Origin of the sequence: Streptomyces sp. NPDC088730 (assembly GCF_044751215.1) — a bacterium.
In the GTDB taxonomy this organism is placed as follows: Bacteria; Actinomycetota; Actinomycetes; order Streptomycetales; family Streptomycetaceae; genus Streptomyces.
Window position 1 is genome coordinate 279,114 of the sequence record NZ_JBIVLK010000002.1, and the last position, 15,585, is coordinate 294,698.

The following is a 15,585-nucleotide window of genomic DNA, read 5'->3' on the forward strand; positions in this document are numbered from 1 at the left end:
AAGCCCGCACGCACGGCAGTAACCGGCGAGCAAGCGCGAGCCCGCACGCACCCACGGCAGTGACCGCCGAGCAAGCACGAGCCCGCACGCACGCCAGTAACCACCGATCGAGCGCAAGCCCGCACGCACGGCAGTGACCGCCGAGCAAGCGCGAGCGCGCCCGCATGGCGGTGCGCACCGGGCCGTCACAGCGGTGCCTGCCACACCACCGCCGTACCGCCGCCGTCCTCCCCCAGGCCGGGTCCGAACCAGCTGGCCCCGCCCAGCGACTCCGCCCGGCGGGCCAGATTCCGCAGTCCGCTGCGCCGGCCGCCCGGCGGGATGCCCACGCCGTCGTCCGCGACCGTGAGCCGCACCGCGTCCCGCCCGTCGGGAAGCGTGGCGGTCGCGTCCACGACCACATCGATCCGGGACGCCACGGCATGCCGGAAGGCATTGGAGAGAGCCTCCCGCAACGCCGCGATCAGGTTCTTCCCGGCCAGCTCGCCGACCAGCGCGTCGACCGGACCGACGAACCGGTGCGAAGGCTTGAAGCCCAGGGGGACCGCCGCCATGTTGATCTCACGCAGCACCCGGGTGCGCAGCCCGGACGGTGCCTCGGCCGGTTCCTGCTGCAGCGCGAAGATGGCGGTACGGATCTCCTGGATGGTCACGTCCAGCTCGTCGACCGCACGGCCGACGCCGGTCTGCACCTCCGGCACCTGCGACCGGCGCTGAGCGCTCTCCAGCATCATCCCGGTGGCGAACAGCCGCTGGATGACCAGGTCGTGCAGGTCGCGGGCGATCCGGTCGCGGTCCTCGTAGACCGCGAGCCGCTCCCGGTCCCGCTGCGCCTCCGCCATCATCAGCGCCAGCGCCGCCTGCGAGGCGAACTGGGCGGCGAGGGTCCGCTCCGTCTCCGTGAACGGCCGGCCGCCCCGGGCGCGCGGGGTGGCGAGCGCCCCGAGCACCCGGCCACCGCTGTGCAGCGGAAGCAGCATGCTCGGCCCGAACCGGTCCGCCAGCGTGGTGATCATGCGGGAGTCGGTGGCCGAGTCGTCCACGAAGACGGCCTCGCCGCCCAGCAGCATCCCCACCACCGGACTCTGCGCCGGGATGATCACCCCGAGCGCCCCGGTCGGCTCCGTCTCGGACACGGCGACGATCTCCAGGCCGCCGTCCTCGGCGGGCAGCAGCACGATCCCGGCGGCCGAGGCGGCGAGGTGGCGGGCCTGTTCGGCCACGACCGCGAGCGCGTCGTCGGCGTCCCCGCCGGAGAGCAGGGCGGTGGTCACGGCCACCGAGCCGTCGATCCACCGCTCTCGCTGCCGGGCGGCCTCGTACAGCCGGGCATTGCCGATGGCGATGCCCGCCTCGGTGGCCAGCACCCGCACCATGTGCAGGTCGTAGTCGGTGAACTCGCCCCCGCCTTCCTTCTCGGACAGATAGAGATTGCCGAAGATCTCGCCCTGCACCCGGATCGGAACGCCGAGGAACGTCCGCATCGGGGGGTGGCCCGGCGGGAATCCGGCGAACCGCGGATCGGCCGTCAGATCGGCGAGCCGCACAGGGCGGGGGTCGTGGATCAGCGCGCCGAGCAGCCCCCGGTGTCCGTCCGGCCGGTGGCCGATCTCGCGCGCCACCGACTCCGGGACTCCATGGGTGACGAAGTCGGAGAGGCCCCTGCCCTCTTCGTCCACGACGCCGATGGCCGCGTAGCGGGCGTGGGCCAGTTCGGCCGCCGTCTCGCAGATCCGGTCGAGGGTGGTGTGCAGTTCGAGCCCGGTGCCGACGGACCGCATGGCTTCCAGCAGCTGCGGTACGCGGGCGGTGAGTTCGGTGGACAGCCCCCGCAGACTGCGGGTCGCCTCCGTCGCGGCTTCGAGCGGCCCCTCCGGGCGCGCGGTGTGCTCGGGATCCCCGGGACGCGCCGATTCCTTCGGCTGCTCCCGGTGCTTCGAATCCTTCGAGTCCTTCGGACCCTGCTCTGACATACCCAGAGCGTAGTTAGTCCCTTTTATTGGGGAAAGTCGAAGCCGGGTTGTCAGGGGAAGCCGAAGCCCGGCGGGGCCCCTCAGCCCCTCAGACCCTTAGACCCGCAGGCCCGCGGGCCCGCGGGCCCGCAGGCCCGCAGGCCCGCAGATCCTCAGCCCCTCAGACCCGCACGCCCGGCGACGCCCCCTCCGGCTCCCGTACCGTCTCGCGCTCGCGCGCCAGCATCCGGCTCAGCGGACCGTCCACCGCCACGAGAGCCGCGTACGGGCCTCGCTGCACCACCGCTCCCGCGTCCAGGACCACCACCTCGTCGACCGCGTCCAGGCCTTCGAGCCGGTGGGTGATCAGCACCGTCGTGCGCCCCCGGGTGGCCGCCAGCAGGTCGGCCGTCAGCGCGTCGGCGGTCGGCAGGTCGAGGTGCTCCGCGGGCTCGTCCAGAACGAGCACGGGGAAGTCCGCCAGCAGCGCTCTGGCCAGCGCGAGCCGCTGGCGCTGGCCGCCGGAGAGGCGGGCGCCGTGCTCACCGACCAGGGTGTCCAGCCCGTCCGGCAGCGCCTGGGCCCAGTCGAGCAGCCGGGCCCGTGCGAGCGCGTCGCACAGCTCCGCGTCGCTCGCTCCGGTACGGGCGAGACGCAGGTTCTCCCGGATGGAACTGTCGAAGATGTGGGCGTCCTGCGCGCACAGCCCGACGAAACGCCTGACCGTGTCCCCGTCCAGCGCGGAGGCCTCCACGCCTCCGATCCGGTACGTCCCCGCCCGCGCGTCCAGGAAGCGGAGCAGCACCTGGGCGAGCGTGGTCTTCCCGGAACCCGAGGGACCCACGACCGCGATGCGCTTTCCGGCCTCCAGCGTGAGGTCCACGCGGCCCAGGGCGTCGTGCTCCGCTCCCGCGTACCGGGCGGACAGACCCCGTACCTCCAGCGGGAAGGGCGACGCAGGCGCCTCGGCCGGGACGGCGGGTTCGCGCACCGGCACCGGGGCGTCGAGCACCTCGTACACCCGCTCCGCGCTGCGCTTGACCCGTTGCCGGTACTGGACGGCGAGCGGGAGACCGGTGACGGCCTCGAAGGCGGCCAACGGGGTGAGGACGACGACGGCGAGCTCCACCCCGGCCAGCCGGCCGTCGGCCACCGCGGGGAGGGCGACGAGCGCGGCGGCGACCACGGTGAGGCCGCCGATCAGCGCGGTGAGTCCGCCGCCGAGCGCGGTGGCGGTCGCCGCCCGGGAGGCGATCCGGGTGAGGACGCCGTCGGCCTCCCGGGTCCGGGCCGAGCGTGCGGGCAGCGCGCCCGCGACGGTCAGTTCGGCGGTCCCGCCCAGCAGGTCGGTGATCCGGGTCGCCAGCTCGGCGCGGGCGGGCGCCAGCCGGCGTTCGGTGCGCCGGGCACAGGCGCCGCTGATCAGCGGGACGCCGACCCCGGCGAGCAGCAGTCCGGCGGCGAGCACGACGCCCGCCTCGGGCAGCAGCCAGCCGGTGAATCCGGCGGCGGCCGCGCCGACGAAGAGCGCGGTTCCGGCGGGCAGCAGCCAGCGGAGCCAGTAGTCCTGGAGGGCGTCCACATCAGCGACGAGCCGCGAGAGCAGATCCCCGCGCCGGGTCCGGCGCAGTCCCGCGGGCGCGATGCGCTCCAGGCCCCGGTAGACGTCGACGCGCAGCGCGGCGAGCATCCTGAGCACCGCGTCGTGCGAGACGAGGCGTTCGGCGTAGCGGAAGACCGCCCGTCCGATGCCGAAGGCGCGGGTCGCCGTCACCGCGACCATCAGGTACAGCACCGGGGGCTGTTCGGAGGCGCGGGAGATCAGCCAGCCGGAAACGGCCATGAGGCCGACCGCGGAGCCCAGCGCGAGGCTGCCCAGCAGCAGGGCGAGCGCGAGCCGGCCGCGCTGTGCCCCGGCGGCCTCCCTGACCCGGGCCAGCACGTGCCCGGTCCGGGCCGCGGTGTCCCGCGGCACCTCGGGCTCCCGCGCCGCCTCGCCGCCGATGAGGTCGCCGGGGGCCGCTGCCTGGCGCGGTACCACGGCGGCGACAGCGGGCCCGGCCGGTCCGTCCGCCGGTCCCGGCTCCAGCGTCACCACCCGGTCGGCGACCGAGAGGAGCGCCGGCCGGTGCACCACCAGCAGCACGGTCCGCCCGGCCGCCAGTCGGCGTACCGCCTCGACGATGCCCGCCTCCGTCTCACCGTCCAGGCTCGCGGTCGGCTCGTCGAGCAGCAGCACCGGCCGGTCGGCGAGGAACGCGCGGGCGAGCGCCAGACGCTGCCGCTGTCCCGCGGAGAGGCCCGCGCCGTCCTCACCGAGCAGGGTGGCGGCGCCGTCCGGCAGGGCCGCCACGAAGTCGTACGCCCCGGCGTCGCGCAGTGCGGCCGTCACCGCACTGTCGTCCGCCTCCGGCCGGGCCAGCCGGACGTTCTCCGCGATCGTGCCGGCGAAGAGGTGCGGGCGCTGCGGGACCCACGCGATCCGCTCACGCCAGCGTTCGGGGGAGAGGTCCGCCAGATCGGTTCCGCCGACCCGTACCCGCCCCTCGTCCGGTGCGGCGAATCCCAGCACCACGTTCAGCAGGGTGGACTTGCCCACGCCGCTCGGGCCGACCAGGGCGACGGTCTCCCCCTCCTCCACCACCAGCGAGGCCCCGGCGAGCGAGGGCTCGGTGCGCCCCGGGTGCCGGACGGTCACGCCCTGGAGCTCCAGTCGCGGTGACGGCGGAACCTCCCGTGTACCGCCGGTAGGCGGCTCGGTCTCCAGGACCGAGAAGATCTCCTCCGCGGCCGAGAGGCCCTCGGCCGCGGCGTGGTACTGCGCCCCGACCTGCCGGAGCGGCAGATAGGCCTCCGGCGCGAGGATCAGCACCACCAGGCCGGTGTAGAGGTCCAGTTCGCCGTGGACCAGCCGCATGCCGATGGTGACGGCGACGAGGGCCACCGAGAGGGTCGCCAGCAGCTCCAGGGCGAAGGACGACAGGAAGGCGATCCGCAGCGTGCGTACGGTCGCCAGCCGGTACTGCGAGGTGATGGTGCGGATGGACTCGGCCTGGGCCTTGGCCCGGCCGAAGACCTTCAGCGTCGGCAGCCCGGCGACCACGTCGAGGAAGTGGCCGGAGAGCCGCGAGAGCAGTCGCCACTGGCGGTCCATCCGCGACTGGGTCGCCCAGCCGATCAGGATCATGAAGAGCGGGATGAGTGGCAGGGTGACGACGATGATCGCCGCCGAGATCCAGTCCTCCGTGACCACCCTGGCGAGCACCGCCACCGGCACCACCACGGCGAGCCCGAGCTGCGGCAGATACCGCGCGAAGTAGTCGTCCAGCGCGTCGATGCCCCGGGTGGCGAGCGTCACCAGCGAGCCGGTGCGCTGCCCGCTCAGCCATTCCGGTCCCAGCGCCGCCGCCCGGTCGAGCAGCCGGCCGCGCAGCTCCGACTTGACGGCCGCACCGGCCCGGTGGGCGGCCAGTTCGGTGAGCCAGGAGACCAGGGCCCGGCCGAGCGCGACCGCCGCGAGCAGCAGGAGCGGCGTACGCAGTCCGGACCCGGTGAGCCCGTCCTCGAAGCCGCCCACCACCACTTCGGCGACGAGCATCGCCTGGGCGATGACCAGCGCCGCTCCGGCCAGTCCGAGTACCACCACGGCCACCAGGAAGAGGCGGGTGGCACGGGCGTGGCGGAGCAGACGCGGGTCGATCGGTTTCACGTGAAACACCCCAGGGGACTCGGCTCGGTCAGGAAGGCATTCACTGCGTTGCGTGCGTGCACCGCGTTCAGCGCGTTCGAGTTCGCGTCAGCGATGTGGTGCGCTCCACACGCGCATCGATGTGGTTGCGCGTTCAGTGCGCGTCGGCGATGTGGTGCGTACCGATCCGCTTGCGGAACACCCAGTAGGTCCAGCCCTGGTACAGCAGCACCACGGGTGTGGCGATCCCCGCGCACCAGGTCATGATCTTCAGGGTGTAGGGAGTGGACGAGGCGTTGGTGACCGTGAGGCTCCAGGCATCGTTCAGCGAGGACGGCATGACGTTCGGGAAGAGCGTCAGGAAGAGCATCGCGACCGCGGCCGTGATGGTCACACCGGAGAAGGCGAAGGACCATCCCTCGCGACCCGCCGCGACGGCGCCGATCGCCCCGACCAGGGAGACCACGGCGATGATCATCGCGATCAGGCTCCAGCCGTCGCCGTTGTCGGCCTGGGTCCAGATCAGGAAGCCCAGGGCCAGCACCGCGGTGACCGCGCCCAGCTTCAGGGCCAGCGCGCGAGCCCTGACCCGGATGTCGCCGACCGTCTTGAGCCCCGCGAACACCGTCCCGTGGAAGGTGAACAGGGAGAGCGTGACCAGCCCGCCGAGGATCGAGTACGGATTGAGCAGATCCCAGAAGTTGCCCACGTACTCCATGTCCGCGTCGATCTTCACGCCGCGCACGATGTTCCCGAAGGCCACGCCCCAGAGCAAGGCGGGGATCAGCGAGGTCCAGAAGATCGCGTTCTCCCAGTTGTTCTGCCACTTCTCCTCGGGCCGCTTCGCGCGGTACTCGAAGGCGACACCGCGCACGATCAGGCAGAGCAGGATGATCAGCAGCGGCAGGTAGAACCCGGAGAACAGCGTGGCGTACCACTCGGGGAACGCGGCGAAGGTCGCTCCGCCCGCGCTGAGCAGCCAGACCTCGTTGCCGTCCCAGACGGGCCCGATCGTGTTGATCAGGACCCGTCGTTCCTTGCGGTCGCGGGCCAGCAGCTTGGTGAGCACACCGATCCCGAAGTCGAATCCCTCCAGGAAGAAGTAGCCGGTCCAGAGGACGGCGATGAGCACGAACCAGACGTCGTGGAGTTCCATCTCTCGGCTCCTGCGCTCTCAGTAGGAGAAGGCCATGGGCCGGTCGGCGTCGTCATGGTCGCCGCCGATCCTGGTGGGCGGGTTGAGGTCGTCGTCCGTGAGCTCCGGGGGCCCGGCCTTGATGTACTTCACGAGCAGCCTGACCTCGACCACGGCGAGCGCCGCGTAGAGCAGTGTGAAGAGGATCATCGAGGTGAGCACCTCGCCCTGCGAGACGCCGGGGGAGACCGCGTTGCGGGTCTGGAGCACGCCGTAGACGACCCAGGGCTGACGGCCCATCTCGGTGAAGATCCAGCCCCAGGAGTTGGCGATCAGCGGGAAGAGCAGGGTCCACAGGGCGACGATCCAGTAGCACTTGGCGAGCTTGGGGCTCAGCGCCTTGTTCTTGAACAGGACCAGATGCGGCACTTCGTCCTCACCCGTCCGCATCCCCGGTGGCAGCATGAACTTCTTCCGGGTCAGCCACAGTCCCAGGATGCCGAGGGCGAAGGACGCCATCCCGAAGCCGATCATCCAGCGGAAGCTCCAGAAGGCGACCGGGATGTTGGGCCGGTAGTCGCCGGGCCCGTACTTCTCCTGCTCGGCCTTGTTGATGTCGTTGATGCCGGGGACGTAGGAGTTGAAGTTGTCGTCGGCGAGGAAGGACAGTATTCCGGGGACCGAGATCTCGACGGAGTTGTGTCCCTTGCTGACATCTCCGTACGCGAAGATCGAGAAGGGCGCGGAGTTCTGGCCGTCCCACAGCGCCTCGGCCGCCGCCATCTTCATCGGCTGCTGCTTGAACATCACCTTGCCCAGCTGGTCACCGCTGACGGCGGTGAGCAGACCGGCGACCACCACGGTGATCAGCCCCAGCCGCAGCGAGGTCCGCATCACCGGGATGTGCTTCTTGCGGGCCAGGTGGAAGGCGGCGATGCCGACCATGAACGCGCCGCCGACCAGGAAGGCCGCCGTGATGGTGTGGAAGAACTGGGCGAGCGCGGTGTTCTGCGTGAGCACGTGCCAGAAGTCGGTGAGCTCGGCGCGTCCGCGTTCCTTGTTGATGCGGTAGCCGACCGGGTGCTGCATCCAGGAGTTGGCCGCCAGGATGAAGTACGCGGAGAGGACGGTGCCGAGCGAGACCATCCAGATACAGGCGAGGTGGATCTTCTTCGGCAGCTTGTCCCAGCCGAAGATCCACAGACCGATGAAGGTCGACTCGAAGAAGAACGCGATCAGCGCCTCGAACGCCAGTGGGGCTCCGAAGATGTCCCCGACGAACCGCGAGTAGTCCGACCAGTTCATACCGAACTGGAACTCCTGGACGATGCCGGTGACGACGCCCATGGCGATGTTGATCAGGAAGAGCTTCCCCCAGAACTTCGTGGCCCTGAGGTACTTCTCGTTGTCCGTCCGCACCCATGCGGTCTGCAGGCCCGCGGTGAGCGCGGCGAGCGAGATCGTCAGGGGAACGAAGAGGAAGTGGTAGACGGTGGTCGTTCCGAACTGCCATCGCGCCAGGGTCTCCGGCGCCAGAGCTAGCTCCACGTCGTCTTCTCCTTACGTCGCCGTAGTTGCACCGGCATTTTGTCCTTTGAATCCGACTGATCATGGGAGGAACCAGGACACGCTTGTGAACGCGTTCACATTCACAAGCAATTATGGCGCACAGACTTTCGGGATCTTCGCGGGGGGTACCCCCTTCGGAAGGCAGCGGCCATTCCCCCTCGAAGCAGACAGCCCCGCATCGGTCCGGCCCCGTCCACACCGCCGGGCCGGACACGCGAACGGGCCCCGCGCCTCGCGCACGAGATACGGGGCCCGACAGGCCGGTTCCGGGGGCTGGCTCTCCTGGCACCACAGCCCCGGGTCTCCCGGGACCAAGCCCTGGGGCCCGGGACCACAGCCCTGGATCTCCTGGAGCTACAGCTCCTTGCGGTACGACTCCGCCACCTTCAGGAACAGGTCGTTCGCCTCGTCCTCACCGATCGTGACCCGCACGCCCTCGCCCGCGAACGGCCGGACCACCACACCGGCCTTCTCGCAGACCGCGGCGAAGTCGACGGTACGGTCCCCCAGCCGCAGCCAGACGAAGTTCGCCTGGGACTCCGGCACTGTCCACCCCTGCCCCACCAGCGCCTTGTGCACCCGCTCCCGCTCGCACACCAAAGACCCCACCCGGCCCAGCAGTTCGTCCTCGGCGCGCAGCGAGGCGACCGCCGCGTCCTGGGCGAGCTGGCTCACCCCGAACGGCACCGCCGTCTTGCGCAGCGCGGCCGCCACCGGCTCGTGGGCCACCGCGAAGCCGACCCGCAGCCCCGCCAGCCCGTAGGCCTTGGAGAACGTCCGCAGCACCGCGACATTGGGCCGGTCCCGGTAGATCTCGATGCCGTCCGGCACGTCCGCGTCGCGGATGAACTCCTTGTACGCCTCGTCCAGCACCACGAGCACATCGCCCGGCACCCGGTCCAGGAAGCGCTCCAGCTCGGCCCGGCGCACCACGGTGCCGGTCGGGTTGTTCGGATTGCAGACGAGGATCATCCGGGTCCGGTCCGTGATCGCGTCCGCCATCGCGTCCAGGTCGTGCACCTCACCGCCGGTCAGCGGCACCTTCACCGACGTCGCGCCGCTGACCTGGGTGATGATCGGGTACGCCTCGAAGGAGCGCCAGGCGTAGATGACCTCGTCGCCCGGCCCGGAGGTGGCCTGGAGCAGCTGCTGCGCCACCCCGACAGAGCCGGTGCCGGTGGCCAGGTGCGAGACCGGCACACCGAAACGGTCGGACAGTTCGTTCATCAGACCGGTGCACGCCATGTCCGGGTAGCGGTTGAAGTGCGCGGCAGCGGCCATCGCGGACTCCATCACCCCCGGCAGCGGCGGATACGGGTTCTCGTTGGAGGACAGCTTGAACGCGGCCGGTCCGTCCGCCGCGGCCGGCTTGCCCGGCACGTAGGCGGGAACGCCGTCCAGCTCGGCACGCAACTTGGGGCTCGTCTCGCTCACCGCGGGTCCTCCTCGACCGTCCGTACACATCAATACTGCTCACCTTAAGAGGATTGGGCGCCGCTGCGAATGGCAGGACCGGGGATTCGTCCGGTGGGCCCCGGAATGAGGGGGAGCGCTCCTCGCCCTGGCGCGCGCCGGTGGCTCACTCCGTAGCGCGCGTCCCCCGAAGAGGTGAGTTGAGACCTCTTCGAGACATCACACCTACGACAGGCCCATCCGGTCCGACGCCCGACACATGATGGTCTCAACGGACAACACCCTTGATTACCAAGGCCATTGGCATTAAATGATCATGCAGAAACGTGCCTGTCAACGCGTGCATATGCGATCGGACCAACTGCCCGTGCGAGCCCTACTATCGGCTCGCCATGACAGCAGCAGGGAAGCACCAGGTGAGCCGGACGGAGACCCCCCGGCGCGGCGGCAGGCGGGGACGAGCAGGCATCCGGGATGTGGCCGCCGCCGCCGGAGTCTCCATCACGACCGTCTCCGACGCGCTCAACGGCAAGGGCAGGCTCCCGGACGCCACCCGCCGCCATGTCCGCGAGGTCGCCGAGCGCCTGGGCTACCGCCCTTCCGCCGCGGCCCGAACCCTCCGTACCGGCAAGTCCGGCCTGATCGGCCTGACCGTGACGACCTACGGGGACGAACCCTTCACCTTCACCGAATTCGCGTACTTCGCGGAGATGGCCAGAGCGGCCACCTCCGCCGCGCTGGCCCGCGGCTACGCCCTCGTCATCCTGCCCGCCACCTCACGCCACGACGTCTGGTCGAACGTCGCCCTCGACGGCACCGTCGTCATCGACCCCTCCGACCAGGACCCGGTCGTCACCGAACTCGTCCGCCAGGGGCTGCCCGTCGTCTCCGACGGCAGGCCGGCCGGGACCCTCCCGGTCACCGCCTGGGTGGACAACGACCACCGGGCCGCCGTGCTCGACCTCCTCGACCATCTCGCCGCCGCCGGGGCCCGCCGTATCGGGCTGCTCACCGGCACCACCACGGACACGTACACCCGGCTGTCCACCACCGCGTACCTCCACTGGTGCGAGCGGGTCGGCCAGGACCCGGTGTACGAGTCCTACCCGGCCCACGACCCGTGCGCGGGCGCGGTGGCCGCCGACCGCCTGCTGGCCCGTCCGGACCGCCCTGACGCCGTCTACGGGCTCTTCGACCCCAACGGCACCGATCTGCTCGCGGCGGCCCGCCGGTACGGCCTGCGCGTCCCTGAGGACCTGCTGCTGGTCTGCTGCAGCGAGTCCACCGTCTACGCGACGACCGAACCGCCCATCACCACCCTCTCGCTCAAACCGCGCAGGATCGGCACGGCGGTCGTGCAGCTGCTCATCGACGCCATCGAAGGCGTCGAGCACGACGGCCCGGTGGAGCAGGTGATACCGACGGAACTCATCGTCCGCACCTCCTCCCAGCGCCGTCCGCCCCGCACCACGGTCAGCGCGCCGCGCTCTCCGGCAGGGGATTGATCAGACCAATTGGGATCAATCGACCGGCGAACCCGGCGTGCGTTCGGATTCACCACCCCTGGTGCGTCACAGAGCACGATTCGCATTCCTATGATGGGCGGACGACACCGCGGACCGCCCCGACCAGCAGGGCCCGTCAGGTGTACGGCGGCGCGACGGTGGTGGAGGGGTCGATGACACAGGGGGCCGGTCAGGAACCCGCGGTGCGGACGGCGACGTTGCGCGACTTCCGCGTACCGCCCTATGCGCAGTCCCCGGCACCGCCGGCGTCTCCGCACCCGGGCAACGCTTTCCCGGAGGGCGAGACGCCGGAGGGGTACACCCCCACCGCACGCGACCTTCCGGTGATCACCCGCGAGGCCACCGTCCAGGTGCGGGCCGTTCCCGAACCGCGGCCCGCCCAGGATCCGGAGCTCGGTCCCCTGTACGTGGTCGGTGACGTCCACGGCTATCTGGACGAGCTGTACGCCGCCCTCACCGAACAGGGCCTGATCGACGGCGACGGCAACTGGTCCGCGGGCAACGCGCGGCTCTGGTTCCTCGGTGACTTCACCGACCGGGGACCCGACGGCATCGGCGTCATCGACCTCGTGATGCGGCTGTCCGCGGAGGCCGCGGCGGCCGGCGGCTACTGCAAGGCCCTGATGGGCAACCACGAGCTGCTGCTCCTCGGCGCCAAGCGGTTCTCCGACACCCCGGTGAACTCGGGCGCCGGCACCGCCACCTTCCAGGCCGCCTGGCTGCTCAACGGCGGCCAGAAGAGCGACATGGAGCGGCTCCAGGACGTCCACCTCCAGTGGATGTCCCGGCTCGACGCGGTCGTCGAGGAGGACGGGCATCTGCTGATGCACTCGGACACCACGGCGTACCTCGACTACGGCACCACCATCGAGGACGTCAACGACACAGTGCACGCCATCCTGACGCGGAACGACGCCGACGAGTGCTGGGACCTCTTCCGCAAGCTCACCAAGCGCTTCGCCTTCCGCGACGAATCGGGCCCGCAGGCCGTGCAGCAGCTGATGGCCGCCTACGGCGGCCGGCGCGTCGTCCATGGCCACAGCCCCATTCCCTATCTGCTCGGTGAGGTCGGTTCCGAGGACGGCGAGGACAGTGCCGGACCGCTGGTGGACGGCCCGCACGTGTACGCGGACGGGCTCGCCATCGCCATGGACGGCGGAGTGACCATGGCCGGAAAGCTACTGGTCGTCCAACTCCCCCTGCATGACTGACGCTCCTCGGGGAAGAGCATCAACGACCTGACCGTGCCGACGACTGGGCCTATTTCCGGAAACCCCCTGTCACCCTGTGCCGTGGGCGCTCTACCATCGGCGTACCAGTAGCAGGCTCTCCTCCGTTTCCGCCCGACTGCCCGGTTGAATCGGGCACACAGGCCCTACGGAGCATCGGGGGATGCACATGAACAGCGCTCCGCACCTGCTGACCGAGGACCGCCCCGAGTACGAGCGGATCCTCGACGACGCGCTGCGTCACGCCCATGAACGACCAGATCTGGCCGCAATCGGTGAACGGCTCAACCCGGTCCAGCTGCGCACCATGGCGATGGCCGCCACCGCCCTGATCACCGCCACGGCCGCCACCGAGTACGAGCACTACGTGAAGGCCCGCGAGGAGCTGCGGGCCGCCACGGCCGATCCCGATCAGGACGCCGCCGGCCTCATCGGCGCCGACGACCCCAACGGGTCGGGGGCCGGCCTGGGAGCTGTCGTCACCGTGCTGGCCCCGGTGCTGGCCGGCACGGCCGCGGTGATCTTCCTGCTGGTCGGCTACATCCTGAAGATGCTCAGCCCGCCGCCGTCCTTCGCGGGGACCATGGTCGGCGTCGGCTGGGTGTTCGTGGCGCTCACCGCGGCAGCCATGCTCGCCGCCGCCATCGGCCTCCTCGTCGCCGCCCTGCGCAACGGCTCCACGTCGCTGGCCGCCGACGATCCCGGCGAGGAACTGCCCGAGGACGTGGCGCGCGCCAGAGAGGCCTGGCGGCACGCGCTGCTGGAACGCGGCATCCTGCCGTTCCTGCGGGACGCGCTGGCCGACCCGGGCGCCGCTCCCGCCGCCCGTACCCCGTACCCCTCGGCCAACCGGATCCCGAAGATCGGCTACAGCAGGCCGGACTTCTCCAGCCCGGACGACGGCCCGGCGGCCGCGCCCCGGCCGACCTTCACCAGCCCGGACTTCACCAGCCCCGATTTCGGCGGACCGGAACACGAGATGGACTGACCGGGCGGGGGTCCGGGCGCGTCGTACCGGCCGGGCGCGAGCCTGCCGGTACGACGCGCCGTGCCTCAGTCCGCGATCGGCAGGTAGACCCGGTTGCCCGCGGCCGCGAACTCCTTGGACTTCTCCGCCATGCCCGCCTCGATCTCCGCCCGCGAGCCACCGTGCTCACGCCGGATGTCGTGCGAGATCTTCATCGAGCAGAACTTCGGACCGCACATCGAGCAGAAGTGCGCCGTCTTCGCCGGCTCGGCCGGCAGCGTCTCGTCATGGAACTCCCGTGCCGTGTCCGGGTCGAGCGCCAGATTGAACTGGTCCTCCCACCGGAACTCGAAGCGGGCGTCCGACAGCGCGTCGTCCCACTCCTGCGCCCCCGGGTGCCCCTTGGCGAGGTCCGCCGCATGGGCAGCGATCCGGTACGTGATCACGCCGGTCTTCACGTCGTCCCGATTGGGCAGGCCGAGGTGCTCCTTGGGCGTGACGTAGCAGAGCATCGCCGTGCCCCACCAGGCGATCATCGCGGCGCCGATGCCCGAGGTGATGTGGTCGTACGCCGGAGCGACATCGGTGGTCAGCGGGCCGAGCGTGTAGAACGGCGCCTCCTCACAGATCTCCTGCTGGAGGTCGATGTTCTCCTTGATCTTGTGCATCGGGACGTGCCCCGGGCCCTCGATCATCGTCTGGACGCCGAGCCGTTTGGCGACGGCGTTCAGTTCGCCGAGCGTGCGCAGTTCGGCGAACTGGGCCTCGTCGTTGGCGTCCGCGATCGAGCCGGGGCGCAGCCCGTCGCCCAGCGAGTACGTCACGTCATAGGAGGCGAGGATCGTGCAGAGCTCCTCGAAGTGCTCGTACAGGAACGACTCCTTGTGGTGCGCGAGGCACCAGGCGGCCATGATCGAGCCGCCCCGGGAGACGATGCCGGTCTTGCGACGGGCCGTCAGCGGCACGTACGGGAGGCGTACGCCGGCGTGGACCGTCATGTAGTCGACGCCCTGCTCGGCCTGCTCGATGACGGTGTCCTTGTAGATCTCCCAGGTCAGCTCCTCCGCCCTGCCGTCGACCTTTTCGAGGGCCTGGTAGAGGGGCACGGTGCCGATCGGCACCGGGGAGTTGCGAAGTACCCACTCACGGGTGGTGTGGATGTTGCGGCCGGTGGAAAGGTCCATGACCGTGTCGGCGCCCCACTTGGTCGCCCAGGTCATCTTGTCCACCTCCTCCTCGATGGAGGACGTCACCGCGGAGTTGCCGATGTTGGCGTTCACCTTCACCAGGAACCGCTTACCGATGATCATCGGCTCGATCTCCGGGTGGTTGACGTTGGCCGGCAGCACGGCCCGGCCCGCGGCGATCTCCTCGCGCACCACCTCGGGCGTGACGTTCTCCCGGATCGCCACGTACTCCATCTCCGGGGTGATCTCGCCGCGCCGGGCGTACCCGAGCTGGGTCACCGGGCGCCCGTCCCGGCTGCGCCGCGGCTGGCGCGGGCGGCCGGGGAAGACCGCGTCCAGATTGCGCAGCCCCCCGCGCGGCGAGGTGTGCTTGAGCCCGTCGTCCTCGGGGCGGGCGGCCCGGCCCGCGTACTCCTCGGTGTCGCCGCGGGCGATGATCCAGTTCTCCCGCAGCGGCGCGAGTCCGCGCCGCACATCGGTGTCGACGGCGGGATCGGTGTACGGCCCCGACGTGTCGTACAGCGACACGTCCTTGCCGTTGGTGAGGTGCACCTGACGGACCGGCACCCGGAGGTCCGGGCGCGAGCCCTGGACGTACCCCTTGTGCCAGCCGATGGACTTCCCGGACCTGTCGCTCGGACCGGCCCCGTTGTTCCGGCCGGCCCCGCTGTTCTGGCCCACCCCGTCGTTCTGGCCGGCCCCGTCGCTCCGACCGCCCTCGTCGTTCTGACTGGAGGCAGGCATGCGTGCATCCGCTGTGGTCATGAGACCTACTCCCTACGCCGGCATTACCCGGTAACAGGTTCGGCGGTCGGCGCAGCTTGTCCCGTACGGATGTACGGAGATCAGCGCCCTCTCAGCCCGGTGCTCCGAGCTCCCGCGTGTGCAAAGGTGCCACCACGCTAACGCCCGCACGGGT

The 15,585-nt window shown here is 70.7% G+C and carries 9 protein-coding genes and 1 riboswitch; of the genes, 3 read left to right on the forward strand and 6 right to left on the reverse strand.

What is annotated here, in order from left to right:
* Positions 1–185: 185 nt before the first annotated feature.
* From ACIP89_RS07975 to hisC, 5 genes are all read right to left on the reverse strand, one after another.
* Entirely contained in the window at positions 186–1,973 is a 1,788-nt protein-coding gene (locus ACIP89_RS07975; protein WP_401926002.1) for a GAF domain-containing sensor histidine kinase, read from the reverse strand.
* A gap of 160 nt (positions 1,974–2,133) precedes the next feature.
* Positions 2,134–5,661 carry a thiol reductant ABC exporter subunit CydD gene (cydD, locus tag ACIP89_RS07980; protein WP_402113755.1) on the reverse strand — a complete coding sequence of 1,176 codons (3,528 nt, stop codon included), beginning with the start codon at positions 5,659–5,661 and terminating at the stop codon, positions 2,134–2,136.
* Positions 5,662–5,794: 133 nt separating this feature from the next.
* Entirely contained in the window at positions 5,795–6,796 is a 1,002-nt protein-coding gene (gene cydB / locus ACIP89_RS07985; RefSeq protein WP_393334365.1) for a cytochrome d ubiquinol oxidase subunit II, read from the reverse strand.
* Between the two features lie 18 nt (positions 6,797–6,814).
* Positions 6,815–8,323, reverse strand: a complete 1,509-nt coding sequence (locus tag ACIP89_RS07990) for a cytochrome ubiquinol oxidase subunit I (protein WP_402113757.1) — start codon at positions 8,321–8,323, stop codon at positions 6,815–6,817.
* A gap of 375 nt (positions 8,324–8,698) precedes the next feature.
* Positions 8,699–9,778 carry a histidinol-phosphate transaminase gene (gene hisC / locus ACIP89_RS07995; protein WP_401925103.1) on the reverse strand — a complete coding sequence of 360 codons (1,080 nt, stop codon included), beginning with the start codon at positions 9,776–9,778 and terminating at the stop codon, positions 8,699–8,701.
* A gap of 371 nt (positions 9,779–10,149) precedes the next feature.
* Between hisC and ACIP89_RS08000 the strand changes: the two genes are divergently transcribed.
* From ACIP89_RS08000 to ACIP89_RS08010, 3 genes are all read left to right on the forward strand, one after another.
* The gene (locus ACIP89_RS08000; protein ID WP_073736343.1) at positions 10,150–11,262 is read left to right on the forward strand and encodes a LacI family DNA-binding transcriptional regulator; all 1,113 of its coding nucleotides are present in this window, start codon (positions 10,150–10,152) and stop codon (positions 11,260–11,262) included.
* A 173-nt stretch (positions 11,263–11,435) separates the two neighbouring features.
* On the forward strand, positions 11,436–12,494 hold the full coding sequence (locus ACIP89_RS08005) for a metallophosphoesterase (RefSeq protein WP_401925101.1): 1,059 nt from the start codon (positions 11,436–11,438) through the stop codon (positions 12,492–12,494).
* A 181-nt stretch (positions 12,495–12,675) separates the two neighbouring features.
* Positions 12,676–13,500 (forward strand): hypothetical protein, encoded by an 825-nt coding sequence (locus ACIP89_RS08010; protein ID WP_401925098.1) that lies wholly within the window; start codon positions 12,676–12,678, stop codon positions 13,498–13,500.
* Between the two features lie 65 nt (positions 13,501–13,565).
* Here ACIP89_RS08010 and thiC read toward each other — a convergent pair whose 3' ends face one another.
* A complete protein-coding gene (gene thiC, locus ACIP89_RS08015; protein ID WP_402113760.1) occupies positions 13,566–15,431 on the reverse strand; it encodes a phosphomethylpyrimidine synthase ThiC in 1,866 nt (621 codons plus the stop codon).
* Positions 15,424–15,557: riboswitch (TPP riboswitch) on the reverse strand. Its footprint overlaps the gene before it by 8 nt.
* Positions 15,558–15,585: the final 28 nt, after the last annotated feature.